Genomic DNA, 23,002 nt, shown 5'->3' with positions numbered 1-23,002 from the left:
GAAGGCTTCAGCGAGGACCTCTGGGGGAAAAACCCGGACTCATGAGCGCGCTGGTGCGAGCCGTCCGGAGAGATCCAAGAAACGAGAGCGATAACGGGTCACCCCTAGAGGATGCAGAGACGTCATACATGAGCTCTCTGATGCCAACGTGCAGGGCTAACATCCCCCAGATCTCCTGGTAGACAAGCTCTGGGGACTGAGACCGGAGTACCCTTCGTGCCTCGAACTGATGAGTCTTTAGTTCATCAAAGGCCGATTCGATCTCCCAACGCTTTGCATAGAGTGCGGCCAGCTCATGAGCGGGTGCGATCTCGGGATCAGTGATCGAGCAAAAGAGCCGGTAGAACAGATCAGGGTCCTCACCTTCGGTGATGTGATACTCGATGACCCTCACCATCATTGGATGTCTCTTGGCCCTGTCCTTGTGGTGATAGACGTTGCCGAGGTAGGAACCATCCTCGAGTTCGGCGACTGTTTCAATACGATAGTTGACCTTTGCTCGCCACAAGACTTGGGCACCGGTGCTAGCTACTTGCTGCCAGAGATCATAGGAGAAGAACCCACGATCACCAAGGCAGAGCATCCCTGGTTTGAGCTGATCGATCACACCTTGGGCCAATACCTGCTCAGCAGTACTATAGGGACCAACGTCGGCCGCAAAGATCGTATGGGTACCACACTCTAGGAGACCGACGATTCTTGCCTTGGCATAGGCGGCCTCCCCAAGGGGAGTGGTGGGCTTTGAGAAATGAGCGAGGTTCTCGGCAGAATCAGCGACGCTCAGGCTCGTTCCATCGATCGCAACAAGGCGGAACCCCCGATAGAAGGCACCCGCATCGCCAGGTACTGCCAGAGGCTTTGCAACTGCCTCGTAGAGTCGCTTCATGGGTTCAGCCCCCAAGCGTAGGCGAGCCTTAAAGATCGCCACCTTCGAGGGAACACTCCAAGAGGACCTGAACTGATCTGCCCAACGGAGTCCTTCGCTTAAGTGACGCATGACCTCCTCGTAGGAGTCCTGGGGATAGAGCGAGAGGGCCAGGATGTAATAGATCATCACCCGTGATGGAAGGAGTCGGATGCGCTGTTGGACTTTACCCGTTGAACTGAGTATCGAATCAATGAGCTCTCTCGAGAAAGTACGGGTAAGAACCCCGATCGAGAGATGATCGGTCAGTCGTGAATCCTCTGGCTGTTTTCTCCACCCGGGTCTTGGCATCGGTACCTCCCAGGACCCAGCATAGCATAGAAATGATACTAAGTTAACGGTATTGGCTTAGAAGGTGAGTTGCTAACGGCTATCAGGGGATTCCTATTCTTTGTCATCCTTGGGGAAGAGAATGGGGTGTGTGGGTTCTCTCAATCGATGTCGGTGAGCTGATCGCCATCGCTGAGGGAGCCGTTAAACCTCGTTGAGGCGATCGATCATCATGCGTAGGCGCCCGAGGGAGTGCTGGTCGAAATCCAAGGCTAAGCGCTTGAGACGGAGACGATCATTTTCGCGTATCTCCCATGCGGTTGGTTCAATAATTTCGATGGTACCAGAACGCAGGATGTCGGAAAAGTCGTGATTGAGTGCATTCAGCAACGGTGCTGGTGGCAGCCGTTCGAGTCTGAGAATGAGCCGTTTACCAACGATACGAGCGGAGTCGTAGTTGTGATAGAACGTGGTCACCTCCGTAACGGCCTCTTCGACGCTCCAGCATCGGCGATACAGATTTAAGTCGGCAGCCGAGACGAGCCCCTGGGGCTCAAGCACGTCTGCAAGAAACGCTAACAGTGGACCAAAGTAATCGCCGCCACCGGGTTCAAGGAGGACAAGTGGGGAGAGTTGGGCTTTGCCCGTCTGTAACAGGGTAAGCAATTCGAAGGTTTCATCGAGGGTGCCGAGCCCACCCGGCATGGATACGAACGCCGAAGACTCTTTGATCATGAGGACTTTGCGGGTGAAAAAGTACTTCATCTCGATCAGATGGCCGGACGCATCGAGGCCTGGTGCCGCCTCTTGCTCATGCGGCAATCGTATATTGACACCGAAGGCGTGCGTTGGTCCAGCGCCGGAGGTGGCGGCGTCCATAATGCCGGGTCCACCGCCAGTGATTACCAACCAGTCACGCTGGGCAAAGGCGGCACCGAGGTCATGAGCGAGCACATAACGTGGGTCGCCAGGTTGGATCCTGGCAGATCCAAATACTGTCACTTTGCGGTGGTTACGGTAGGGGGCAAAGGTGGTAAAGGCCTCACGAAGTTCTCTGATCGCCGAGGTGATCATCTTGAGGTCGAGCCGGTCCATATCGGCAACCAACGTCGTCTCCAGCTCGTTGACGAGTGCGAGTTTGAGATCACGGTTCGGATTTTTGAGGTCGACGGCGCGCTGCTGGGGCGGTTGGTACGCCGGATTCTCTCGTTCGGTCACCGGGACACCTGTTGAACCTGCTCGATACCACGACTGGTCTGCATGCGTGTAGGTACCGGCTCGTAAAAGGTAGTGCGCTGGACGAGCGTGCGACCCGCGGCATGCGCGACAGCTTCGAACTCTTCAGGAGTCAGTGAGGTGCCATGCGTTGCACCGGCAGCGTGGGAGATACTTTCTTCCATGAGGGTTCCACCGAGATCGTTGGCTCCACAGCCAAGCAGGAATGCCGCTCCTTGCACTCCCAGTTTGACCCAACTGACCTGGATGTTGTCGATGACGCCATGGTAGGCAATTCTTCCCAAGGCATGGACGAGCACTGTCTCGCGTAGGGTCGGGCCTCGCCGAGCTTTGCCGAGGCGGTAGATCGGGGTTGCCATGTGGACAAATGGCAGTGGAACAAATTCTGTGAAACCGTGGGTTTGGCGTCCAAGGGTTCGAGTGACGTCGAGATGTTCGATCACCGCACCTATCTCCTCGATACTGCCGAACATGATGGTCACATTGGAGCGTAAGCCGACCTCGTGTGCGGTGCGATGCACCTCTAGCCACTCGGCAGTGGTGAGCTTGTCAGGACACAGGGTGGCTCGCACAGGATCGTAGAGAATCTCCGCTGCCGTCCCCGGCAGGCTCTTGAGGCCCGCATCCCTGAGGGCGCGCAGGTAATCCCGAAGCTCCACTCCGAGCCTTTGTGCACCGGTGAACACCTCAAGGGCTGAAAATCCGTGGAGATGAATGGTAGGGAAGTGAGTGTGGATAGCGCGGGCAACATTGAGATAATATTCACCGTCGAAGGTCGGATGAATGCCTCCTTGCAGACAGACCTCAGTTGCTCCGTGTTCTTGGGCATCTCCGACCTTGGCGAGGATCTCCTCCAGGCTCAGCAGATAGGGGGTCCCGCGCAGGTTGAGAGAGAGCGGCCCTTTTGAGAAGGCGCAGAACCGGCACTTGAAGGTGCAGATATTTGTGTAGTTGATGTTCCGGTTCGCCACGTAGGTCACCGTGTCACCCACGGTCTTTCGCCGCAGGTCATCTGCGAGCTCTATCACCCCCATGACGTCAAAACCCTTTGCGGAGCCGGCCATGGTGAGCAGTTCAACTGGTGCTTCATGGCCTGCATCGAGTTCATCGCGTAACTCCTGCAGCCAACCTGGTGGTGGAGTGCCTGTGGGCCGACCGGGGAAGACCCGGCTCGGCAGGGTTGATGGTTCGCCAGAGAACCAGAGGTGCTCTCGGGCGTAGCCAAGCTGGTCACGGTGGTAGTTAATGGTTGGAAGTAGCCCGTCATCGATCCACCGAGCAGGCTCCTGTAGATAGGTAGGATAGATCGGCAGACGCGGCACCAACGCAAATCCCTGGCGTTCAAGTGCGGTCGTCAAGTCGTCGATGGCAGGCCATGGCTTTTCGGGATTCACGTGATCTGGTGTGACGCGGGAGATACCACCGAGGTCATTAATGCCTGCGCCTAGGAGTTCACTGGGATCCTCCGAAAGATTGGGCGGTGCCTGCAGATTGACTGTTTCTGGGAGTAGCAGTCGAGCTAATGCGATGGACCGTAGGTATTCTTCACGAGATGGTGGAGGTACCCGGGCCATCTGTGTTGCCGGCTTTGGCACAAAGTTTTGAATGATGACCTCTTGAATGTTGCCGTAGTTCTCAGCGATTTTGCGGATTTCGTCGAGTCCTCGAAGCCGGTCCTCCTCTGAGTCTCCGATACCGATCAGCAGGCCAGTCGTCATCGCAATGCCTAGCGACCCTGCGTCGCGCAGTGTTTGGAGCCTCCGGTCGGGCGCTTTGTCTGGTGCAAGCCGGTGACACGCAAGGGTATCGTTGATCGACTCCACCATAATTCCCATTGAAGCCGAGACTGGGCGCAGGTGGGCGAGCTCTTCGGTTGATAACGTACCTGCGTTGATATGAGGCAGGAGTCCTTCCTCGATCGCACGCGCTGCTGCGATGGAAAGGTATTCGACCGTCGATTCGAAGCCGAGGGCAGCGAGTTCTGCCTTTGCACGAGGATAGCGTTCCTCTGGCCGTTCTCCAAGTGTGAAGAGCGCTTCGATCGCTCCATACTCACGAGCGGTACGAGCAAGTTCGCTGACCTCGGCGGTGGTCATGTACGCTCGCTGGAGACGAGCAGGAGCCTTCGCGAAAGTGCAGTAGCCGCAGCTGTCGCGGCACAACATGGTGAATGGAAAGAACGCCTTCGGCGAATAAGTGATCAGCGTGCCAAAGATTTGGTTGCGAACGTTGCTCGCTTCTGCGAGTAGCTTTTCGGTGGACCAACGGGTGGGATTTATCTCCATGACAACCACCTTAGCCCCTAGAGGTGCGAGGCTGGAAGTTGATGCATTGCGAGAGGGATGGACGCCTTGCGCTAGGGTTCATCCCCTGGTGGCTGCCTCGAGCACAGATCTGTTGGTGCTAGTGCCCCCGAGCGCGCGACGCAGCGTGGTTAGGTTGTTAACCCGCTGGCAGCGGCTGGATCGAGCAGCAAGAGAGTGTTGGTGCGATCGAGCGAGTGGATGGGAAGACCGTCTCCATTGATGGCGCGTTCAACGATAGCGGCCTTCTCCGGTCCGGTTGCGACGATGATCCGGAAGGCAAACCGATTGAGGGCGGGGAATGTGAGGGTGATCCGTTCGATCGGATTGGTATTCGATGGATCTCGGTTGGCCGTCACGAGTGTGTGGCAGTTGCCAAGAGCCTCGGAGTTGGGAAAGAGTGAGGCGGTGTGACCATCGGACCCTAGCCCAAGGTGGACCACTGACCAGGGCTGATACTCGCTGAGTAAGAACTCGTAGCGCTTTGCATACCCTTTCGCCAGTGCCGTTCTCGCATCTCGTGTCGCCGTGTCGGGTGAATCACAATCGGAGAGGAGCTGTTTTTCGGTGGGGGTGTGGCATTGGATCATGGGCAACTTCATGTAATCAAGGCCTTCCAGCCCATTCGATATGTGTAGCCAGTTCGACCGATCGTCATCGGCGGGGACGAGTCGCTCATCCACTTGGCCGATCGCGAGTGGGTCTCCATTACGGGCGCTGAGTGACTCCTTCAGCGGTTCGAGGAGCTCCATAATGGTGTGGCCGCCCGATAGTAATAAGAGTCCCTCTTGGGTGAGATGCTCGTTGATACGGGTACCGAAGAGCCCCGGTACATCCTCGGTGATCTCATAGTGGAATTGTGTCACAGTACTCCTTTCTGTCCGCAGAGCTTGCGACGTTCCTCTTTGCTACTCGATTCTAGCCCGTTCTCCCCGTCCGCTGGAGAGAGAGTTTCGAACGCGAAGATGAGGTTGGGGAGTGATGGCGCTGCTATTCTGGTGTGGGCCAACAGATTTTTGATGCGATGGGGAGGCTTTTGACGTGAGTCAACGAGATGATTTGAAGTCAGCAGTCTCAACGTCGCTACAGTATGTAAAGCAAGAGACGATTGACCCTGCCAAGCGACTCGGTGGCCTTCTCGTCTGGGGTGTGATTGCCTCGATCCTCACAGCTTTTGGGTTCGTTCTCGTGGCGTTGGGCTTGCTTCGATTGCTCCAGGATGAGACTGGTACCACCTTCCAGGGTCATCTGGACTGGCTCCCTTACCTCATTACGCTGGTGGTCGTTGTCGTTGTGCTTGCACTGACACTGAAGCGAATCGGAAAGCGAGGAAAGTGACGATGGCGGATAAGATTCGTCTGAGCGATGTTGAGGACTCCTTCCGCGGTGTGCAAAAGGCAGCGAACGGTTCCCTGAATGCATTGCGTCCAGCGTTTCCAGGTTTCGTAGGTATCGCCGCTGGGTTGCTGGTGTTTGTCGCCTTCGTGGTCGGCTATCGTCGGGGCCGAAATAAAACATCGGTCATCGAGATTACGCGCCTGTAAGGAGAAAAACTTGGCAAGACGAGGAGATGTTCTAGCGTCGCTTCGACCCTCTGTTCTGATGGTTCGGGCTCTGCGAAGAGTTTTTGAGTACTCCCGTAATCGATGGGTGGTGGCTGGAGGCTTTGCTGTCTATGTCCTACTGAGCCTTACGAAGGGTCGGCTCAGTCGTCGCTTTCTTGCGCCGCATCAAAAGGCGACCTTGCGCCTTGATGAAGGGGTATCATACCTGATCAGCGCGAAACAGCGTTCGAGGACGTGAGCTCTCTCTCGCAAGTTTTCCAGGAGGGATCATTTGTGTTGGTCGTCGACCCAAAGGATCGGCGACTGTTGTTGCGTTTGGAGGCTGGAGCTAGCGCCAATACACATCGCGGGCTGCTTACCCACGACAGTATCATCGGAGTCGCCTCTGGTTCAACGGTGTTGACAGGTTCGGGTTCTACCTTCGTGGTGTACGCACCCTCCTTTACCGATATCGTCCTGGAGATGCCAAGAGGTGCGCAGATCATCTACCCCAAGGACATTGCAGCCATGCTTGGCGAGCTGTCACTGCAGCCGGGTCTACGCATACTCGAGGCAGGGTTTGGATCTGGGGCATTGACGATGGGGCTGCTGCGCTATGGGGCCAGGGTAGTGACGGTTGAGAAACGAGAGGACTTCGCCAACCGTGGGCGTAAAAATGTGGAAAGCTTCCTCCCACCAGAACTCAGTACGAACCTTACGGTGGTGCATGGCGATGTGCTCGAGGTGGCGTTAGACGGTGTCTTTGACCGCGTGGTACTCGACCTTCTCGATCCATGGACAGTGATTCCTCGGGTGCGTCCGTTGCTGAGCAATGATGGCAGGGTCGTCATCTACGTCACGAATATCAATCAGGTGCAAGAGGTAGTACGAGCGGTGCGTTCCAACGCACTGATCGTCGACTCGGTCAAGGAGATTCTTGAACGGAGTTGGGTCGTCAACGGCGATGTAGTACGACCAGAGCAAAAGATGGTGGGGCATACCGGTTTCATCATTAGTGCCAAAACCACCCAGCCACTCGCTGCGAAGTACCGAGCTAGCGAAGGTCCAGCTGAAGACCCATGCGTGGCGGAATCGCCTTCGCAGGAAAGAGCTGTAGGTCCGCTATGAACTGGCTCTTATTGGCGCCATAGCGTGCTAGTAGGGGGCTGCCGTTTGAGGCGAGCCTCGTCGTTTGGGACCGTCATGGAGCCATAAGACGTTGGTCCGTGCCGAGCCGGGCTTGGCGTACATACAGTGGTCTCAGGTTCGTGTGATTTCAGAGGATGCCGGGCCTCGATGTGTGTCATGGATTTGTGTTGCGCAGAGACCGACCAAAGCACGTGGCTACGCCACCGGTTCACTAAATCACCCGATCAACAAAGAGCGTTTGCACTCACCCAACTCGTCGTAGGCTCGCGCCGCAAGGATGATGGCCTACGCAGTGATCGTCACATCGACCGCGTCGAGCCTGACCAGCCTCAGCATTGCTCGCAGAGTGTGGTTGGCGCCCCGTAGTCTTGCACCCTAAAGCTTGCACCCTAAAGGAGGCCACGGCACTGAAGACTGGGCGATCGAACTCCGCAGAAGAGAATCGTGATGAGTAGCTCAGTCGTTTTCGACGAAGATACACTCTCCCGGGCATTCCTCACTTGCTTCCGTGACAGCATCCTCAAGATCAGCAGGCACCGGCGCCATCTGGGCAGCCCCACCAGGATTATTTAAGACCTCTTGGCCTTCTTTCACATAAGCCAAACCGTCATCGAGCAGGGTGAAAACCGGCGGACAGATCTCTTCACAGAGGCCATCACCGGTGCAAAGATCCTGGTCAATCCAGACTTTCATCGAGGTCCTTTCCATTTTGATTACTATCGTGGGACTCAGCGCACCGTGGTATGTCTCGGGTTATCTTGCGATGAGGAACTCAAACAAGTCTAGTCGCCGGCGAGGTGTTCTAATTTCGCCATCACTCGGGTAGCGTGAAGAAAGGAAGGAGGCATGATGGTCGATCGCAAGGATTCCCATGATGAGCAGTTGACCGCACAAGAGCGACAGACGGTTGATGCGCTCCAGGTTGAAGTGCAGGAGCTACGACGTCGGGTCAATGATGCACCTTCGCGGGAACGCGCGTTGGAGGAGAAGCTGCTTGAGGTGTCGGGTGCACTAGCGCAGCTGCAGGCCAAGAATGAGAAGTTGACTTTCACCCTGCAGCAGGCGAGAGAACACATCGCCAATCTCCGCGAGGAGGTGGAGAAGCTAACCCAACCGCCAGCTGCCTATGGGGTGTTCATCGGCACCAATGATGATGAAACGGTGGACATTATCTCATCGGGGCGCAAGATGAAGGTGGCCGTCCACCCTGATATCGTCCTAGCGGACCTGCGACATGGGCAGGAGGTGACCCTCAATGAGTCCTTCGCTGTGATTGGTGTTCGTGATCCGGACCGCAGTGGCGAGGTCGCTATGGTCAAAGATGTCTTGGAGGATGGGGAACGGGTCGTCGTCGTTGGCCGCGGTGACGATGAGCGTGTGGCACTCTTGAGTGGGGTTCTGCGCAACACAAGAGTACGAGTTGGCGATAGCGTGATGGTAGATCCGCGATCGTCGATGGTGCTCGAACTGCTACCAAAGCCTGAGGTGGAGGAGCTCGCCCTCGAGGAGGTGCCTGACATCAGCTACTCCGATATCGGTGGACTCGACCATCAAATTGAGGAGATTCAGGACGCTGTTGAGCTACCGTTTCTCTATCGCGAACTGTTTTCGAACTATCGGCTCCCGGCCCCGAAGGGTATTCTGTTGTATGGCCCTCCTGGCTGTGGTAAGACGTTGATCGCTAAGGCGGTGGCCAATTCGCTGGCCAAGAAGATCGAGCAAACCTCTGGTCGGAGCGTAAAGAGCTACTTTCTCAATGTCAAGGGTCCCGAGCTATTGAACAAATACGTGGGCGAGACCGAACGCCAAATCCGGTTGATCTTCCAACGTGCCCGCGAGAAGGCGGAAGAGGGCATGCCGGTCATCGTCTTCTTCGACGAAATGGACTCGCTGTTCCGGACGCGAGGGAGTGGAATCAGTTCGGACATGGAGTCCACGGTGGTACCGCAGCTGTTGGCGGAGATCGATGGCGTTGAGACGCTTCGAAATGTGATTGTGATAGGGGCATCGAATCGTGAGGACCTGATCGATCCAGCAATTCTTCGACCCGGTCGTTTGGACGTGAAAATCAAGATTCAGCGACCGGACGTGAAGGCGGCAAATCAGATCTTTTCACGTTACCTCACGGCGGATCTACCTCTCGACAAGAGTGAGGTGGATCGTCTTGGCAACGGAGATCGGCAAGTAGCCGTGCAGCGCATGATCGAGACCACGGTGGAGACGATGTATGCGGCCGTCGATGCCAACCGGTTCCTAGAGGTCACCTATCAAAACGGAGAGAAAGAGGTCCTCTACTTCAAGGACTTCGCCTCTGGAGCCATGATTGAAAACATTGTGCGGCGTGCCAAGAAGCTTGCGATCAAACGCGAGATCTCTGGGCAGCCTGCTGGTATCAACCAGGAGGATTTGTTGGTCTCGATCGCCAAGGAGTTCAAGGAGCACGAGGATCTTCCGAACACCACCAATCCTGATGATTGGGCCAAGATTTCGGGCAAGAAGGGGGAGCGAATCGTCTTCATGCGTATTCTCCTTTCCCAGGAGGAAGGTGCAGAGGGTGGTCGCGCGATCGAACGGGTCGCCACTGGGCAGTATCTGTAAAAGTTGACGGTTCAAGTGGCCCGGTGAGTGGTGGAGTCGAAGGAGGAGTGATGTCAATACCAAAGGTGCTCGGCATTGAGACTGAATACGGGATTGTCGTCGCCGGCGCCCCGGAGGCGAACCCTATCACGACATCCTCGATGTTGATCAACGCCTATGTCTCCGGTTTATCGGAACGGGTGGAGTGGGATTTTGTCGATGAGTCTCCTGGTGTGGATGCTCGTGGTTTTGCCCTTGAAGGGGGATCTGGCATCGAACTGGATACCCATTTGGTGAATGCGGTGTTGACGAACGGAGCGCGACTCTACGTCGACCATGCGCACCCGGAGTACTCCTCCCCGGAGTGTATCTCTCCTTCTCAGGCGTTGCTTTACGATAAGGCTGGGGAGGAGGTCATGATCCGTGCCATGGCGAACGCGAAACGGCTTCTTCCAAAGGGCCAAGAGATCGTGGCCTACAAGAACAACTCCGATCGAAAGGGTAATTCGTATGGCTGCCACGAGAACTACCTGGTCGATCGTAGTATCCCCTTTCAAAAAGTGGTCGCTGAACTCGTTCCCTTCTTCGTGACTCGACAGGTCATGATCGGAGCTGGCAAGGTCGGCTCTGAGTTTCCGGGTACGGGCGCTTCAAAGGTGCCGTTCCAACTCTCACAGCGGGCTGACTTCTTTGAGGAGGAGGTTGGTCTTGAGACGACATTGAAGCGACCTATTATCAATACCCGCGACGAACCACATTCTGACGGACAACGTTTCCGACGGTTGCATGTGATATTAGGTGATGCCAACCTGTCAGAGACCTCCACTTGGTTGAAGCTGGGCCTTACTGCCATCGTACTCGCGATGATCGAGGATGGATTTCTTGAGGATCTCAAGATCGAGATGGCTGATCCGGTTTCGTCGTTGCGGGAGATCTCGTGGGATCCGACGCTCAAGCAACGAGTACTTCTTCGAGACGGGAGGCATCTCCGTGCTCTTGAGATTCAAGAAGCGTACCTTGAGCACGCAATCGCACATGCCGAGCACTACGGTATGGCGTATCTAGGAAATGAGACCGACGGTCCCGCACTACTGGCCGAGTGGGAGCGTATCCTGTGTGTTCTTGACGATGATCCCATGGAGTTGGCTGACACGCTCGATTGGGTGGCAAAGTGGCAAGTGGTTCAGGGTTATCAACAGCGACATGGCGTTGAGAACCAGGATCCTAGGCTCGCGGCGATCGATCTGCAGTATCACGACATGCGCCAACAAAAGTCGTTGTTTCGTCGCCTGCCGATGCGACGCAGGCTCGAGGATGACGCGATCGATGCGGCGGTGAGCAACCCTCCACCGGATACTCGTGCCTTTTTTCGAGGTACCTGTCTCGCCCGTTTCCCTGGCTCCATCGCGGCGGCCAACTGGGACTCCATCATCTTCGACCTTGGGTCGGACCCGCTGCGACGGGTACCCATGATGGACCCGTTACGCGGAACCGAGAGCCATGTTGGTGAACTTCTCCGCAGGGTGAAGAGTGCTGCCGAGTTGGTCGAGGCATTAGGTTCGTAACTAGGATAAAGTGCAAAGATGAGGTGGATGCATGGCTGAACGTGAACAAGTGCGAAAATCGTCATCGAATCGAGAGGAGGTCGTTGAGGAGGAGGCTGCGCCTTCGACGGAGCGCTCCGATCAGCTCAAGGCAGAGCTTGACGACATTCTCGACGAGATCGATGAGGTGCTAGAGGATAATGCGGAGGAGTTTGTCCGCAACTATGTCCAAAAAGGCGGACAGTAGACACTGCTGGCTGATGTAGAGAGAGAGGCGGTAGGCGTTGGCGCTGCCATTGTTTGATGTAGTTCGTGACCCGGGGCCAGATTTCTGTGGTCTTTTAGGCCGACTCGATGAGCGCGGTACGCAGGTGACTCGGCAGTCGGGTTCAGCGGAGGTCCAGGGCGTTCCTCATGGGACCACGATCGCTGCGGTGCGATTTCGCGATGGCGTGGTGATCGCCGGTGATCGTCGCGCCACCGAAGGCAATATCATTGCCAATCGGACCATTGAGAAGGTATTTCCAGCAGATCGTTTCTCGGCGGTAGCGATTGCCGGAGCGGCTGGTCCTGCTATCGAGATGGTTCGGCTGTTCCAAGTACAGCTGGAGCATTATGAGAAGGTTGAGGGGACCGTCCTTTCTCTCGAGGGCAAGGCAAATCAGCTGGCGCAGATGATCCGGTCGAATCTTGGCATGGCAATGCAGGGGCTTGCAGTGGTCCCGCTCTTTGCGGGTTGGGATCTCCATCGGAGCCAAGGGAGGATCTTTACCTACGATATTGCCGGAGGTAAATACGAGGAGGAGGCGTTCTATGCGACGGGATCGGGTGGTCGTGATGCTCGCGCCACGCTTCGACTCGGTTTCCGTCCTGGGATGAGTCGTGACGACGTCGTCCGTTTGGCGACCAAGGCACTCTTCGAGGCGGCTCAGGAGGACTCTGCCACCGGAGGGCCCGACCTTTTGCGAGGTATCTTCCCCGTGATTGGTGTGATCGACGCCTCCGGATATCAGCGGGTTGGTGATGATGAGCTCAGCGTACTCGCCCATGAATTGGAGACGGAGTTGACGACAAGGAGACAGCCAGAATGAGTATGCCTTTTTACGTAGCTCCTGAGCAGATGATGAAAGATCGTGCCGACTATGCCCGAAAAGGCATTGCTCGGGGGCGTGCTCTCATCGGTGCCGTGTACCAAGTCGGGGTTTTGTTATGTGCGGAGAACCCCTCGCGTTCTCTCCACAAGGTCTCGGAGATCTATGACCGGATTGCCTTCGCTGGGGTCGGTAAGTACAACGAATTCGATCAGCTGCGAGTGGCGGGTATTCGCCATGCGGACACAAAGGGGTTTGCGTACGCTCGCGACGATGTCGATGCGAGAAGTCTGGCAAACCTCTATGCGCAGTATCTCGGCCAAGTCTTCACCCACGAAGTCAAACCGCTTGAGGTGGAGATTCTGGTGGCTGAACTCGGGGCCGCCGGTAAGGACTCGCAGCTATTCCATATTCTCTACGATGGGACGGTCGTTGACGAACAACACTTTGCGGTGATCGGGGGTGATTCTGACGCGATCGCGGAGCGTTTTGCGGGATCGTTTGCAGATGGTTGGGACCTTCGGGATGCGCTTCATGCCTGCATCGGAGCCTTGAGCGAGGACGAGCATCAATTGCAGTACGAGGATCTTGAGATTGCGGTCCTAGAGGATCGCGGCGAACGCAGAACCTTCCGTAGGATTGTTGGAGTTGAGTTGCAGAACTTGGTTGGTGATCCTGGTTGAGCAGGGTGGCGGAGCTCGATCGTAGGATCTTTGGTATCGAGAATGAATATGGGGTGACGTGCACCCTACGTGGACAGCGTCGCTTGAGTCCTGACGAGGTTGCCAGGTACCTGTTTCGGCGAGTGGTGAGCTGGGGGCGTTCCTCAAATGTCTTCTTAGAAAATGGTGCTCGTCTGTATCTCGATGTTGGTAGCCATCCTGAGTATGCCACCCCGGAATGTGATAGCCTCGAGGACCTGGTCAGTCATGACAAAGCTGGCGAGCTCATCCTTGAATCGTTGGCGTACTCTGCGGAGGTGCGGATGCGCGAGGAGGGGATCCGTGGTTCGGTGTATCTCCTGAAGAACAACACCGACTCGGCAGGCAACTCCTATGGTTGTCATGAAAACTTTCTGACCTTGCGCGTGGATGACCTTTCACGTTTGGTGGAGGTGCTGATCCCCTTCCTCGTGACACGGCAGATCTATGCAGGAGCTGGGAAGGTACTGCTCACCTCCAGAGGACCGGTCTATACCCTTTCGCAACGCGCTGAGCACATCTGGGAGGGCGTCTCCTCCGCGACGACCCGTTCTCGCCCGATCATCAATACCCGCGATGAACCCCATGCTGATGCAGAACGTTTTCGTCGGTTGCACGTGATCGTTGGCGACTCCAACATGTCGCAGTGGGCCACCTTCTTGAAGGTTGGCGCGATGTCGCTGGTGCTGCGACTGCTCGAGCACGATATCGTCCTAAGGGATCTCTCAATGGAAAACCCGATTCGAGCGATTCGCGAGATCTCCCATGATCCCTCATTGACCAAGCGTGTGCGACTGGTGAATGGTCGTGAGATGACGGCGCTCGAGATTCAGGAGAGTTACTACGAGCGCGCACAACGCTTCAGTACGAATCACGCGATTCCACCTGATGAGCAGCGTGCGTTGGTGATGTGGGGTGAGGCGCTGGAGGCGCTGCGAACTGACCCGATGAAGCTCGATGGACGGGTTGACTGGGTGACGAAGTATCGGCTGATTGAAGAGTACCGTTCACGACACGATTTGCCGTTGTCACACCCACAGGTCTCGCTGGTTGATCTGCAGTATCACGATATCAACCGTAACCGCAGTGTCTACTATAAGTTGGTTGAGCATGGGCGCACGGTTGAACTCGTGGATGAGGCCCGTATCAAACGGGCAGTTGATGTCCCACCGCAGACGACGCGTGCCCGCCTACGCGGGGAGTTTATTGCGGCGGCGAAAGCTCATCACCGCGATTATACGGTGGATTGGGTGCACCTGAAGCTCAATGACCAGGCACAGCGGACGGTGATGTTGAAGGACCCATTTGCGTCCTATGATGACCGGGTAGAGAGGTTGATAGCAGGTTTATGACAGAGCAGACGACTGACGACGCAGCTCCGGTGGTTGGAGACGGAGACGACTCAGCCCATCCAAAACGTCATACGCTTCGTAACTGGCTGATCGTGATCGTGGTTGCACTGGTGGTCGCCGTTGGGGTGAGAGCCTATGTTTTCGAATCCTTCTTCGTCCCGTCAGGTTCGATGATACCGACGATTGAAATCGGCGATCATATGATCGTTGACAAGCTGAGTTACCATCTCCACTCCGTGGGCTTTGGCAATATCATCGTCTTTCACAAACCGGCTGATGACCACACCAGCGCCAATATTCACTATCTTGTCAAACGGGTGATTGGTCTGCCAGGGCAGACCATCTGGTTCCATGATGGCCAGGTGTACATCAACGGTAAGCCCATCGCTGAGCCCTTCCTGCCTAAGGGTGTCAAGACCTACCCGCTGAGCGCGGCATCAGAATCGCCGATCCATATTCCAAAGAACGAGTACTACGTCTTGGGTGATAATCGCGGTGACTCTGCCGATTCACGCGTCTTTGGCCCGATTTCAAGGTCACTGATCGTGGGTCGGGTGATCCTGATCTACTGGCCGCTATCACAGTGGCACTACTTTTAGGCGGATACGCGCAGGCAAAAGGCCGAGATGGTCTTGGTGTGGAGTTGATCAGGCACTCGTCGCTCACCATTCGATAGGGACTCCCTTTCCGCCCCCGGCCCTCGCAATGCGTTCTGGGGGTTGTCCGTGCCTGTGGGACTCCCGCAACAGGGCGATCGTAGCCAATGCAAGAAACTCAGGAATTATCCCAGATTAGGTTTAGTGTCGCGGTAGAACGTACCGATACTTGGGACACTGGATGAATTTGAGGGGCGAAGGGAGTCGCAATGCCAATCATTAGAGCTTCATGTCCGACGTGTGGAGACGTCGACATCGCGCCCAACGCCATGACGGTGATGCTCTGTTCGTCCAACGGAGAGGCGAGTTACGTCTTTCGTTGCCCGAGTTGTACGATGGTCGTGTCCAAGGCTGTCGATAAGCGTATCGTTGAGATTCTGGTCTCTTCTGGGGTCAAGATTCACTTCTGGCGACTGCCCGAGGAGTCCGGGGAGGAGGTGGTGGGACCTCCGGTCGACTTCGATGACCTTCTCGCTTTTCATCAGCAGCTCGCAGATCCCACCTGGCTTGAGCGGCTGATCCGGTACAGTCAAGGCAAGTACGAGCAGTAGCGTATCCGCTCGGCTCCCATGGACTCGTTTGCGTAGATACAATCCTCGATACTCGCTCCCGTGGCCAGGATGATAGGCACCGACGAGCGAGTTGTGGGTAGCACGGGCCCTTGCAGGCCGATGCCGTAGCAGATGCCAAGCCGTAGCGCTAGTCTGAGGGTGTGGGTAAGTAGTTTTTTTGCTGGCGGCGACCGATGGACCGACACCGATGATGTCCGGAGAGTCTCTGGTGCCGATTATGGTCGGATCTGCACGCGAGCTGCTACCCATGATGGCGAGTGCTGCTCTTGCGATGTTGGCCATGTGTCAGGTGGCCATGGGTCAGGTGGCCATGGGTCAGGTGGCCATGGGTCAGGTGGCCATGGGTCAGGTGGCCATGGGTCAGGTGGGTAGAGCGGTGCGGATGTGATGTCGATCGGGATTGGAGCGGGGATTGGTTGTGGCCAAGCGTGAACGGGTGCTCTCAGGAGTCCAGCCAACGGGGCAGGCGACCCTTGGTAATTTTCTTGGTGCCTTTCGCCAGTGGCGTATCCAGCAGGAAGAGTATGACAGCACCTTCCTGATCGTCGATCAGCATGCGCTCACCGTCGAACACGACCCGGCAGCACTGCGCGAGGGTACTCTCCAGATGGCGGCCCTTCTCTTTGCCGTGGGCATCGATCCGACGCGGTCAACGGTGGTCGTCCAGAGTCATGTCGCTGGGCATGCGCAGTTGGCTTGGCTCATGGAGTGCACTGCGACCTATGGAGAGCTCTCACGGATGATCCAATTCAAGGATAAATCCAGGGGTTCGGCGATGGTGCGCGCTGGTTTGTTTACCTACCCGGCGCTGATGGCGGCAGACATCTTGCTCTACCAGACAGATCTCGTGCCGGTTGGAGAGGATCAGAGCCAGCACATCGAACTCACTCGTACGGTTGCGACGCGGTTTAACCATGCCTATGGAGATATTTTCACGATTCCCCGGGCAGTGATCCCGCCATTGGCGGCGCGGGTGATGGACCTTAGCCATCCTGAGGCGAAGATGAGTAAGTCCTCGGCGGACGGACAGGGAAATATTTACCTGCTCGATAGCGACGATCAGATTCGCAGGAAGATTGCGAAAGCCAAAACCGACCTCTTCAACGAAGTACTCTATGTGGAAGATGATCCGTCACGCGCAGGCGTACGCAACCTACTGGAGATCCTTGCGGTTTTGACCGATCGCGAGCCAAAAGACGTGGCGTCCAATTTTGAACGCTACGGCGACCTCAAGGAGGCTACTGCGACGGCGGTCATCGAGCAGTTGAGCCCGATTCGCGATCGCTATTGGGACTACATGAGTGACCGTTCTCAACTTGTGTCCTGGTTGTCGATTGGTCGCGAGCGAGCAAGTGAGGTAGCTTCACAGACGTTATCACGCGCCTACGAAGCGATTGGGTTTCTACCCGGCAAGGAGGTTACTCATGGAGATTGATCCTATCAAACTGGCCTTTGTGGCCATCGCTGCACTGGTGCTTCTTGGACCTGAACGACTTCCTCAGCTCGCCAAGAAGGGGGGAGAGTTGCTCGCTACGCTGCGCAGTCATCGAGAGTCGCTCACCAATCAAATCAATTCGGTGAGCAATCTTCCCAATTCGGCCGTGAGTGGCTTCCTCGGTGAGACGCTCAAAACTGCCGGCACGATGACGTCGATGTTCCAACCGGCTGGTATCGTCGGCTCGGTCCTGCAGCCGGCAAGAATGGTCAACTCGGTCTTACAGCCGACAACAAGGGCACCAGAGGTGCAAACGAGGGCCTCGCGAACACTAGATGATGCGTCTGCAGCTACGACGCCGACGGCACGCTCTCTGGCACCAAGTCCTGGGTACACCCTCGGATCCCCGGATCTGAATTAGTCATGGGACTGAGCCTTCACCGTCGGCCAGTGACATCGCCGAATGAGATGTCGATGATCGAGCATCTGCGTGAACTGCGAAAGCGGCTCATCATCTCGATTATCGCAGTTTCGATCGGAGCAGTGGTCGGTTACATCGTCTATCCCTCGATCTTGACCTTTTTGATGCATCCGCTCTGCGTGACCAATGGCGCGGACAACTGTGGTCTCTATGTCACTGGCCCCTTCGATGGATTTGCGATCCGTCTGAAGGTCGCTGCGATCTCGGGTCTGTTCTTCGCTTCACCGATCGTGCTTTGGCAGTTCTGGCGCTTCATCGCACCGGGGTTGCGCACCAAGGAGCGTCGGTATGGTCTCGCCTTTGTGCTGAGTTCGCTCATCCTCTTTGGCTTGGGCGCGATGGTAGCCTATCTCGTCTTCCCGCATGCACTCCACTTTTTCGAATCAGCTGCTGGTGCTCATGTGCATGCGATCTATACGCCGCAGAACTACCTCAATTTTCTGATGCTTTTGATGATTGCCTTCGGGGTCTCCTTTCTGTTCCCGCTGGTGCTTATTGTCTTGGAGCTATTGGGTGCGGTCTCGCCTACGGCGCTCCGCAAGCGTCGGCGCTATGCCTGGCTAGGCATTATCGTTGTTGTGGCGGTATTTATCCCGAGCAATGACCCGTACTCGTTGACGGCCATGACGGTGCCCCTGCTCGTCTTTTATGAATTGGCTATTCTGGTGGGACGCATACTCCTGCGCCCCGGGAGCAAGACGGTCCGTCAGGAGGCGTAGTCCAGCGCTGGTAGGCTCAAGAGGGTAGATGCTCGTCGCTGATGGTGGAAATGTTCCTACCAGCTCGTAGTGTCGCATAGGGAGCTTCGTGACATTTGTCTCTCATTTTGAGGATCGGGTTGACATCGAGCTTGATCCGTTCCAAGAGGAGGCTATCGCAGCGATCCTTCGGGATGAATCGGTGCTTGTCGCCGCGCCTACTGGGTCAGGCAAGACGCTGGTAGGCGTGTTTGGCGCATGTCGCGCTCTTGACCTCGGGCTTCGGACCTTCTATACGACCCCGCTGAAGGCGCTCTCAAATCAAAAATATGCGGAGTTTGTGCGTGCCTTCGGAGCCGAGAACGTGGGCCTCCTCACCGGTGACAACTCGATTAATCCTGGCGCACGCGTGGTGGTCATGACGACCGAGGTGCTACGTAACATGATCTATGCCAGCCTTGAATCGCTCGACGACCTTGGACTCGTGGTACTTGATGAGGTGCACTATCTTCAGAATCCTTACCGAGGTGCGGTTTGGGAGGAGGTGATCATTCACCTTCCGCGAAATGTGCACCTTGTATGTCTCTCAGCGACGGTCTCTAACGTTCATGATTTTGCCGCCTGGATGCGAGAGGTTCGTGGTCAGATGACGGTCGTCGAAGCACGAGGCCGACCAGTACCCCTTGAACATCGCTACCTCTATGCGGATCGCCGTTCTCGTCAAGTCACGGCACTCCCGGTGCTCCAGGGTGGACGGCCAAACCCGAAGGGTTCTGAGCTTGACCCTCCATGGCTTTCGAGCACTCGACGTTCGTTTGGTCCCAAGGCCCGAGGCGTAGCCCGTCCTGAACTCATTGAGTTCCTCGCAGCGAATCGAGAATTGCCAGCGATCATCTTCATTTTCTCCCGTGCTGGCTGTCAGGCCGCCGCCGATGAGACGGTTGCGAGTGGCCTTCGCTTGACCACCCAAATCGAGCGGGAGATGATTCGTGAAGTGGTTGATCGGCGTTTGGCGAAACTTGATCCGCGCGATCTCAAGGTGTTGGGATATGTGGAGTTCATGGCAGGATTAGAGGCCGGCTTTGCGCCTCACCATGCGGGATTGGTCCCTCCTTTTCGCGAAATCGTGGAGGAGTGTTTCGAGCGACTGCTGATCAAGGTGGTTTTTGCGACCGAGACCCTGTCGCTGGGGATCAATATGCCCGCTCGTTCCGTCGTCATCGAGAAGATGGTCAAGTTCAATGGTGAAACCCACAAGATACTCTCGCCAGGAGAATACACGCAGTTCTCGGGGCGGGCAGGACGGCGTGGGATTGATCACCGAGGCAGCAGCTATGTCGCCTGGGGTGGGGGAGTCACCTTTGCGGATGTCGCTCGGGTGGTCGAAGGGGAGTTCTATCCCATCACGTCGTCGTTTCGACCTACCTACAATATGGCTGCAAATCTCGTCAAGCGCTACACGCCCGAGGCAGCAAGGGAGCTCCTCAATCTCTCCTTCGCTCAATTCTCACAGGATGCCGAGGTGGTGAGGTTGGAGGCTGAGCTTCGAGGGTTGCGTCGTCGACATGGCCCCTTCCGACCGATTGGAGAGGTTGATGAGGTACGGGTAGTGCCTGGGTCGGTGATCTCGGTCCCCTCGGCTGAAGGAACTCGGCATCGCGCCTCACTGGTGGTCATTTCGGTGTCGAATCGAGCTCATGGTCGCATGAAGATTCAGACAGTGTCGCCTTCGGGTCGTGGCTACACCCTCGGCGCAACGCATCTGCGGGAAGCACGTCTGCAAAAGCGGATCGCGCTGCCACCCGTGGATCGTGGGCGCAAGGAGCTGATGCGGCGAGAGGCTGCCAAGGAACTCAAACGGAGTTTGAAGGCACGCCACCATCAGGAGCCATCGAGGGAGTTCCTCGAGACCGGTGTTGGTCGAGAGCATGAGCTACGAGACGAGGGTCGGGCAGCACGACTCGAAGAGCGCATCAGCCAACGACGGGCTGCCTTATCCGGCTATTTTGACCGCGTGCTCTCCGTCATGGAGGCGTTTGGGTTCTCGCGGGGCTGGTCGCTCACCCCTACTGGCACCATTCTGGCAAGCCTCTACTCTGAGTCTGACATCCTGTTGGCGCTGGCACTTGATACGTTGGACCTCGAAGCGCTCAGCGAACCAGGTTTTGCCTCGGTGCTTTCGTGGATGACCTTTGAACCCCGACCGAGTTTCACGGGAACTGGTCTGCGTTCTAGCCACCCCGAGCTCATCGAGCGCTTTCGAGAAGTTCGCCGCCTGTCCAGCGAGCTGCAGCGTCTCGAGGGGGTGCGCGAGCTACCACTGACTCGCGTTCCAGATGTTGGCTTTAGCGAATTGATCTACGATTGGGCCGATGAGAAGCCGCTGGAGCGAATTTTGCGGACATCGCCCATCCCTCCTGGGGACTTCGTGCGTAACACCAAACAGATTGCTGATCTTGCCCGTCAGATTGCGGCGGTGTATGCCGACCATCCTCTCGGCAAGCTGGCCAGGCGTACCGAAGTCGCCGTCGTGCGCGGGATCGTAGCCATCTCCTCGGAGGTGGCAGTGCTCGGCACTGAGGATGCTCAGTTTACCGATGAGAGTGGTTTTGACGTAGTCGGTTTGTAGTACAGCGAGGCACCGGTAACCTACTTCCTATCGGGCGGCGCAGTCCAAGTGGTGATCTCGATAGGCTAGCGGCGTGGCTAATTACCTTCCCGAAGTCTTCGCGCCAGCTGAGCGTGCTACCCTGGAGAGATATTTCACCAATGTCGATGAACCGGTGTTTTGTCTGCAAAATGTTCCACAGGAACTTGCCGCTGCCCTTTTTGCACGCTACTCTCGTTCGAGCAAGTCGCTTCGGCGTATCTTTCTCGATGAGTTTGCCCAAGATCTCGATCCCGTCTCCACGCACGCGAGTCTTGGCACAGGATCGCGTACCAGAACGCTGATGGGTCGGGTTATCGGTGACTACGGTGATGATTCGGTTGCTCAGCTCGCCACGACGCACGTCGCGGTTGAACAGGTGTCAACGGTGCTGACGCGGACGCTCGAGCGCCATCGGCTACTGTCATTCCTTGAGCAATCGACGCGTTATGTCAACCTGTCTTCTCTGCGAGAGGACGGGAGCCTACGAGCCGTTATTCCTGCGGAGTTTGAGGGCGAGCTTCGACGTCGTTACCATCAGATCATCGCTCAAGAGTTCGATCTCTACGCGATGGTTTTCGACGCCATGAAGACACGGTTCACCAAAGATGTACCCGCTGATGATATGGCGAGGTTACGGGCTGCACGAGCGGCTGCGCTCGACAGTGCACGCGGTTGCCTCCCGATGGCGACGATGACCAATGTTGGAATCGTCGGTAGTGCACAGGCGCTGGAGTATCTTGTCGTTCGTCTGCGCTCTATCGGCTCCTATGAGAGTTTGCACACGGCAGATGCGATCGCTCGTGAGGTCACCAAGGTGCTCGGGCTGCTTGTTGGTCGGATGGATCGACCCGACCGAGGTGGTCGATGGACCACCTACCTCGCCCAGAGACAGGCGAATATCGATGCGCTCGTCGATGCATCATGGCCCGAGGAGCCCGCGCGACAGTCGCCCACACCCTACTGGGCACCGAGTGTGCGACTGTTAGGCTACGAACCCCAGAGCGATGCGGAGCTGATTCCTTGGATGTTGTACGAACAGAGCGGGATTTCCTTTGCGGAGTGCGAACGCCGGGCACGCGAGCTCTCTGATGTCCAACGTGTCGAGATCTTTCAGAGCTACAGTGGAGATCGAGAGAACCGCCGTCATAAGCCTTCTCGGGCGTGGGAAATGAGTTCGTATACCTTCGAGATCGAGACTGATTATGGGTCTTACCGTGATCTCGCGCGTCATCGTCTCCTGACCTTGCTCGAACAGGATCCTGTTGCGATCGCGGGTTACCAAGTAGATCCAGCGTTTGCTGAGGAGGGGTTGCTTGAAGCTATTGACCCGGTCTTTGATGCCGCTTTCCGCTTTGCTGAGGATCTTCATGGCACGGTGGTCGCTCCGACCGCACGGATGGTGCTTCCGCTGGCAGCTCGAGTTCGCTTTGCCATCAAGCTGAATGCACGAGAATTGTTGCACTTGGTAGAGTTGCGATCGCAACCGCAGGGACATCCGGTCTATCGGACCATCGCCCAAGAGATGTATCGATCATTGGACCCTATCGGTCATCACCACCTCGCCGCTGCGATGCGTTTTGTTGATACCGAGAGCTATTTGCTTGGTCGGCGGGTGCAGGAGGAGCGCCTGATTGAAAAACTTGGAAATTAGCTGCGTTTTGCGGAACTAAATGGGTGTGAAAGTGGTTAGCATTGCCGAATTGAAACACGTGCTTGCAAACTGAAAGAGGTAGTGATGGCTGATCGTAAGAAGAAGGTAGATCCAAAGGCGGCGACAGCACCGGTAGAGGACGAGCTCGATGTCGATGAGCTCGATGT

The 23,002-nt window shown here is 56.4% G+C and carries 23 protein-coding genes; 18 read left to right on the top strand and 5 right to left on the bottom strand.

Going from position 1 to position 23,002, the window contains the following annotated elements; all coding sequences use genetic code 11:
- Positions 1-7: 7 nt before the first annotated feature.
- The 4 genes from M7Q83_RS03370 to M7Q83_RS03355 all read right to left on the bottom strand — a co-directional run bounded on the left by M7Q83_RS03370 (position 8) and on the right by M7Q83_RS03355 (position 5,600).
- Positions 8-1,216 (bottom strand): IS4 family transposase, encoded by a 1,209-nt coding sequence (locus tag M7Q83_RS03370; RefSeq protein WP_298335369.1) that lies wholly within the window; start codon positions 1,214-1,216, stop codon positions 8-10.
- Positions 1,217-1,399: 183 nt separating this feature from the next.
- Positions 1,400-2,413 (bottom strand): TIGR00730 family Rossman fold protein, encoded by a 1,014-nt coding sequence (locus M7Q83_RS03365; RefSeq protein ID WP_298335367.1) that lies wholly within the window; start codon positions 2,411-2,413, stop codon positions 1,400-1,402.
- Positions 2,410-4,716, bottom strand: a complete 2,307-nt coding sequence (gene cofH / locus M7Q83_RS03360) for a 5-amino-6-(D-ribitylamino)uracil--L-tyrosine 4-hydroxyphenyl transferase CofH (protein ID WP_298335365.1) — start codon at positions 4,714-4,716, stop codon at positions 2,410-2,412. The genes M7Q83_RS03365 and cofH overlap by 4 nt, the downstream gene beginning before the upstream one ends.
- 149 nt (positions 4,717-4,865) lie before the next feature.
- The gene (locus tag M7Q83_RS03355) at positions 4,866-5,600 is read right to left on the bottom strand and encodes a 6-phosphogluconolactonase (protein ID WP_298335364.1); all 735 of its coding nucleotides are present in this window, start codon (positions 5,598-5,600) and stop codon (positions 4,866-4,868) included.
- Positions 5,601-5,775: 175 nt separating this feature from the next.
- On the opposite strand from M7Q83_RS03355, the gene M7Q83_RS03350 reads away from it, so the two are divergent.
- Genes M7Q83_RS03350 through M7Q83_RS03335 form a run of 4 tightly spaced genes read left to right on the top strand, consistent with a single transcriptional unit; the run spans position 5,776 to position 7,406 of the window.
- Positions 5,776-6,072 carry a phage holin family protein gene (locus M7Q83_RS03350; RefSeq protein WP_298335362.1) on the top strand — a complete coding sequence of 99 codons (297 nt, stop codon included), beginning with the start codon at positions 5,776-5,778 and terminating at the stop codon, positions 6,070-6,072.
- 2 nt (positions 6,073-6,074) lie between these two features.
- The gene (locus M7Q83_RS03345) at positions 6,075-6,278 is read left to right on the top strand and encodes a hypothetical protein (RefSeq protein WP_298335360.1); all 204 of its coding nucleotides are present in this window, start codon (positions 6,075-6,077) and stop codon (positions 6,276-6,278) included.
- A gap of 10 nt (positions 6,279-6,288) precedes the next feature.
- Complete coding sequence (locus M7Q83_RS03340; RefSeq protein ID WP_298335358.1) at positions 6,289-6,537, top strand: hypothetical protein; 249 nt, start codon at positions 6,289-6,291, stop codon at positions 6,535-6,537.
- Positions 6,534-7,406, top strand: coding sequence for a tRNA (adenine-N1)-methyltransferase (locus tag M7Q83_RS03335; protein ID WP_298335356.1), 873 nt, complete (start codon positions 6,534-6,536; stop codon positions 7,404-7,406). Before M7Q83_RS03340 ends, M7Q83_RS03335 begins: the two co-directional genes overlap by 4 nt.
- 477 nt (positions 7,407-7,883) lie before the next feature.
- Here M7Q83_RS03335 and M7Q83_RS03330 read toward each other — a convergent pair whose 3' ends face one another.
- Positions 7,884-8,120 (bottom strand): ferredoxin, encoded by a 237-nt coding sequence (locus tag M7Q83_RS03330; RefSeq protein WP_298335354.1) that lies wholly within the window; start codon positions 8,118-8,120, stop codon positions 7,884-7,886.
- A 156-nt stretch (positions 8,121-8,276) separates the two neighbouring features.
- On the opposite strand from M7Q83_RS03330, the gene arc reads away from it, so the two are divergent.
- The 14 genes from arc to M7Q83_RS03260 all read left to right on the top strand — a co-directional run bounded on the left by arc (position 8,277) and on the right by M7Q83_RS03260 (position 22,835).
- Positions 8,277-10,025, top strand: a complete 1,749-nt coding sequence (gene arc / locus M7Q83_RS03325; RefSeq protein WP_366526367.1) for a proteasome ATPase — start codon at positions 8,277-8,279, stop codon at positions 10,023-10,025.
- A gap of 50 nt (positions 10,026-10,075) precedes the next feature.
- Positions 10,076-11,569: a depupylase/deamidase Dop gene (dop, locus tag M7Q83_RS03320; RefSeq protein ID WP_298335350.1), complete on the top strand. Its 1,494-nt coding sequence runs from the start codon at positions 10,076-10,078 to the stop codon at positions 11,567-11,569.
- Positions 11,570-11,600: 31 nt separating this feature from the next.
- Positions 11,601-11,795, top strand: a complete 195-nt coding sequence (locus M7Q83_RS03315) for a ubiquitin-like protein Pup (RefSeq protein ID WP_298335348.1) — start codon at positions 11,601-11,603, stop codon at positions 11,793-11,795.
- Positions 11,796-11,832: 37 nt separating this feature from the next.
- Entirely contained in the window at positions 11,833-12,639 is an 807-nt protein-coding gene (prcB, locus tag M7Q83_RS03310; RefSeq protein ID WP_298335346.1) for a proteasome subunit beta, read from the top strand.
- Positions 12,636-13,322: a proteasome subunit alpha gene (prcA, locus tag M7Q83_RS03305; protein WP_298335344.1), complete on the top strand. Its 687-nt coding sequence runs from the start codon at positions 12,636-12,638 to the stop codon at positions 13,320-13,322. The genes prcB and prcA overlap by 4 nt, the downstream gene beginning before the upstream one ends.
- 5 nt (positions 13,323-13,327) lie before the next feature.
- A complete protein-coding gene (gene pafA / locus M7Q83_RS03300) occupies positions 13,328-14,692 on the top strand; it encodes a Pup--protein ligase (RefSeq protein WP_298335521.1) in 1,365 nt (454 codons plus the stop codon).
- Complete coding sequence (gene lepB / locus M7Q83_RS03295) at positions 14,689-15,291, top strand: signal peptidase I (protein ID WP_298335341.1); 603 nt, start codon at positions 14,689-14,691, stop codon at positions 15,289-15,291. Before pafA ends, lepB begins: the two co-directional genes overlap by 4 nt.
- 266 nt (positions 15,292-15,557) lie before the next feature.
- On the top strand, positions 15,558-15,899 hold the full coding sequence (locus M7Q83_RS03290; protein WP_298335339.1) for a hypothetical protein: 342 nt from the start codon (positions 15,558-15,560) through the stop codon (positions 15,897-15,899).
- Positions 15,900-16,077: 178 nt separating this feature from the next.
- Positions 16,078-16,308 carry a hypothetical protein gene (locus M7Q83_RS03285; protein ID WP_298335337.1) on the top strand — a complete coding sequence of 77 codons (231 nt, stop codon included), beginning with the start codon at positions 16,078-16,080 and terminating at the stop codon, positions 16,306-16,308.
- A 30-nt stretch (positions 16,309-16,338) separates the two neighbouring features.
- Positions 16,339-17,355: a tryptophan--tRNA ligase gene (gene trpS / locus M7Q83_RS03280; protein WP_298335335.1), complete on the top strand. Its 1,017-nt coding sequence runs from the start codon at positions 16,339-16,341 to the stop codon at positions 17,353-17,355.
- Positions 17,345-17,776 carry a hypothetical protein gene (locus tag M7Q83_RS03275; RefSeq protein WP_298335333.1) on the top strand — a complete coding sequence of 144 codons (432 nt, stop codon included), beginning with the start codon at positions 17,345-17,347 and terminating at the stop codon, positions 17,774-17,776. Before trpS ends, M7Q83_RS03275 begins: the two co-directional genes overlap by 11 nt.
- A 53-nt stretch (positions 17,777-17,829) precedes the next feature.
- Positions 17,830-18,555: a twin-arginine translocase subunit TatC gene (gene tatC / locus M7Q83_RS03270; RefSeq protein WP_298335330.1), complete on the top strand. Its 726-nt coding sequence runs from the start codon at positions 17,830-17,832 to the stop codon at positions 18,553-18,555.
- An 88-nt stretch (positions 18,556-18,643) separates the two neighbouring features.
- The gene (locus tag M7Q83_RS03265; protein ID WP_298335328.1) at positions 18,644-21,163 is read left to right on the top strand and encodes a DEAD/DEAH box helicase; all 2,520 of its coding nucleotides are present in this window, start codon (positions 18,644-18,646) and stop codon (positions 21,161-21,163) included.
- A 73-nt stretch (positions 21,164-21,236) separates the two neighbouring features.
- Positions 21,237-22,835 (top strand): FAD-dependent thymidylate synthase, encoded by a 1,599-nt coding sequence (locus M7Q83_RS03260; protein WP_298335326.1) that lies wholly within the window; start codon positions 21,237-21,239, stop codon positions 22,833-22,835.
- Positions 22,836-23,002 lie beyond the last annotated feature (167 nt).

Source organism: Ferrimicrobium sp. (assembly GCF_027364955.1).
Taxonomy (GTDB): Bacteria; Actinomycetota; Acidimicrobiia; order Acidimicrobiales; family Acidimicrobiaceae; genus Ferrimicrobium.
The sequence above is the reverse complement of the archived record's forward strand: the minus strand, read 5'-3'. Positions and strand labels throughout refer to the sequence as shown.

Bases quoted from the DNA above. Each gene is read 5' to 3' on its own strand.
- M7Q83_RS03370 (WP_298335369.1), bottom strand. From the start codon at position 1,216: ATGCCAAGACCCGGGTGGAGAAAACAGCCAGAGGATTCACGACTGACC.
- cofH (WP_298335365.1), bottom strand. From the start codon at position 4,716: ATGGAGATAAATCCCACCCGTTGGTCCACCGAAAAGCTACTCGCAGAA.
- M7Q83_RS03345 (WP_298335360.1), top strand. From the start codon at position 6,075: ATGGCGGATAAGATTCGTCTGAGCGATGTTGAGGACTCCTTCCGCGGT.
- M7Q83_RS03330 (WP_298335354.1), bottom strand. From the start codon at position 8,120: ATGAAAGTCTGGATTGACCAGGATCTTTGCACCGGTGATGGCCTCTGT.
- arc (WP_366526367.1), top strand. From the start codon at position 8,277: ATGGTCGATCGCAAGGATTCCCATGATGAGCAGTTGACCGCACAAGAG.
- dop (WP_298335350.1), top strand. From the start codon at position 10,076: ATGTCAATACCAAAGGTGCTCGGCATTGAGACTGAATACGGGATTGTC.
- M7Q83_RS03315 (WP_298335348.1), top strand. From the start codon at position 11,601: ATGGCTGAACGTGAACAAGTGCGAAAATCGTCATCGAATCGAGAGGAG.
- prcA (WP_298335344.1), top strand. From the start codon at position 12,636: ATGAGTATGCCTTTTTACGTAGCTCCTGAGCAGATGATGAAAGATCGT.
- lepB (WP_298335341.1), top strand. From the start codon at position 14,689: ATGACAGAGCAGACGACTGACGACGCAGCTCCGGTGGTTGGAGACGGA.
- M7Q83_RS03290 (WP_298335339.1), top strand. From the start codon at position 15,558: ATGCCAATCATTAGAGCTTCATGTCCGACGTGTGGAGACGTCGACATC.
- M7Q83_RS03275 (WP_298335333.1), top strand. From the start codon at position 17,345: ATGGAGATTGATCCTATCAAACTGGCCTTTGTGGCCATCGCTGCACTG.
- tatC (WP_298335330.1), top strand. From the start codon at position 17,830: ATGATCGAGCATCTGCGTGAACTGCGAAAGCGGCTCATCATCTCGATT.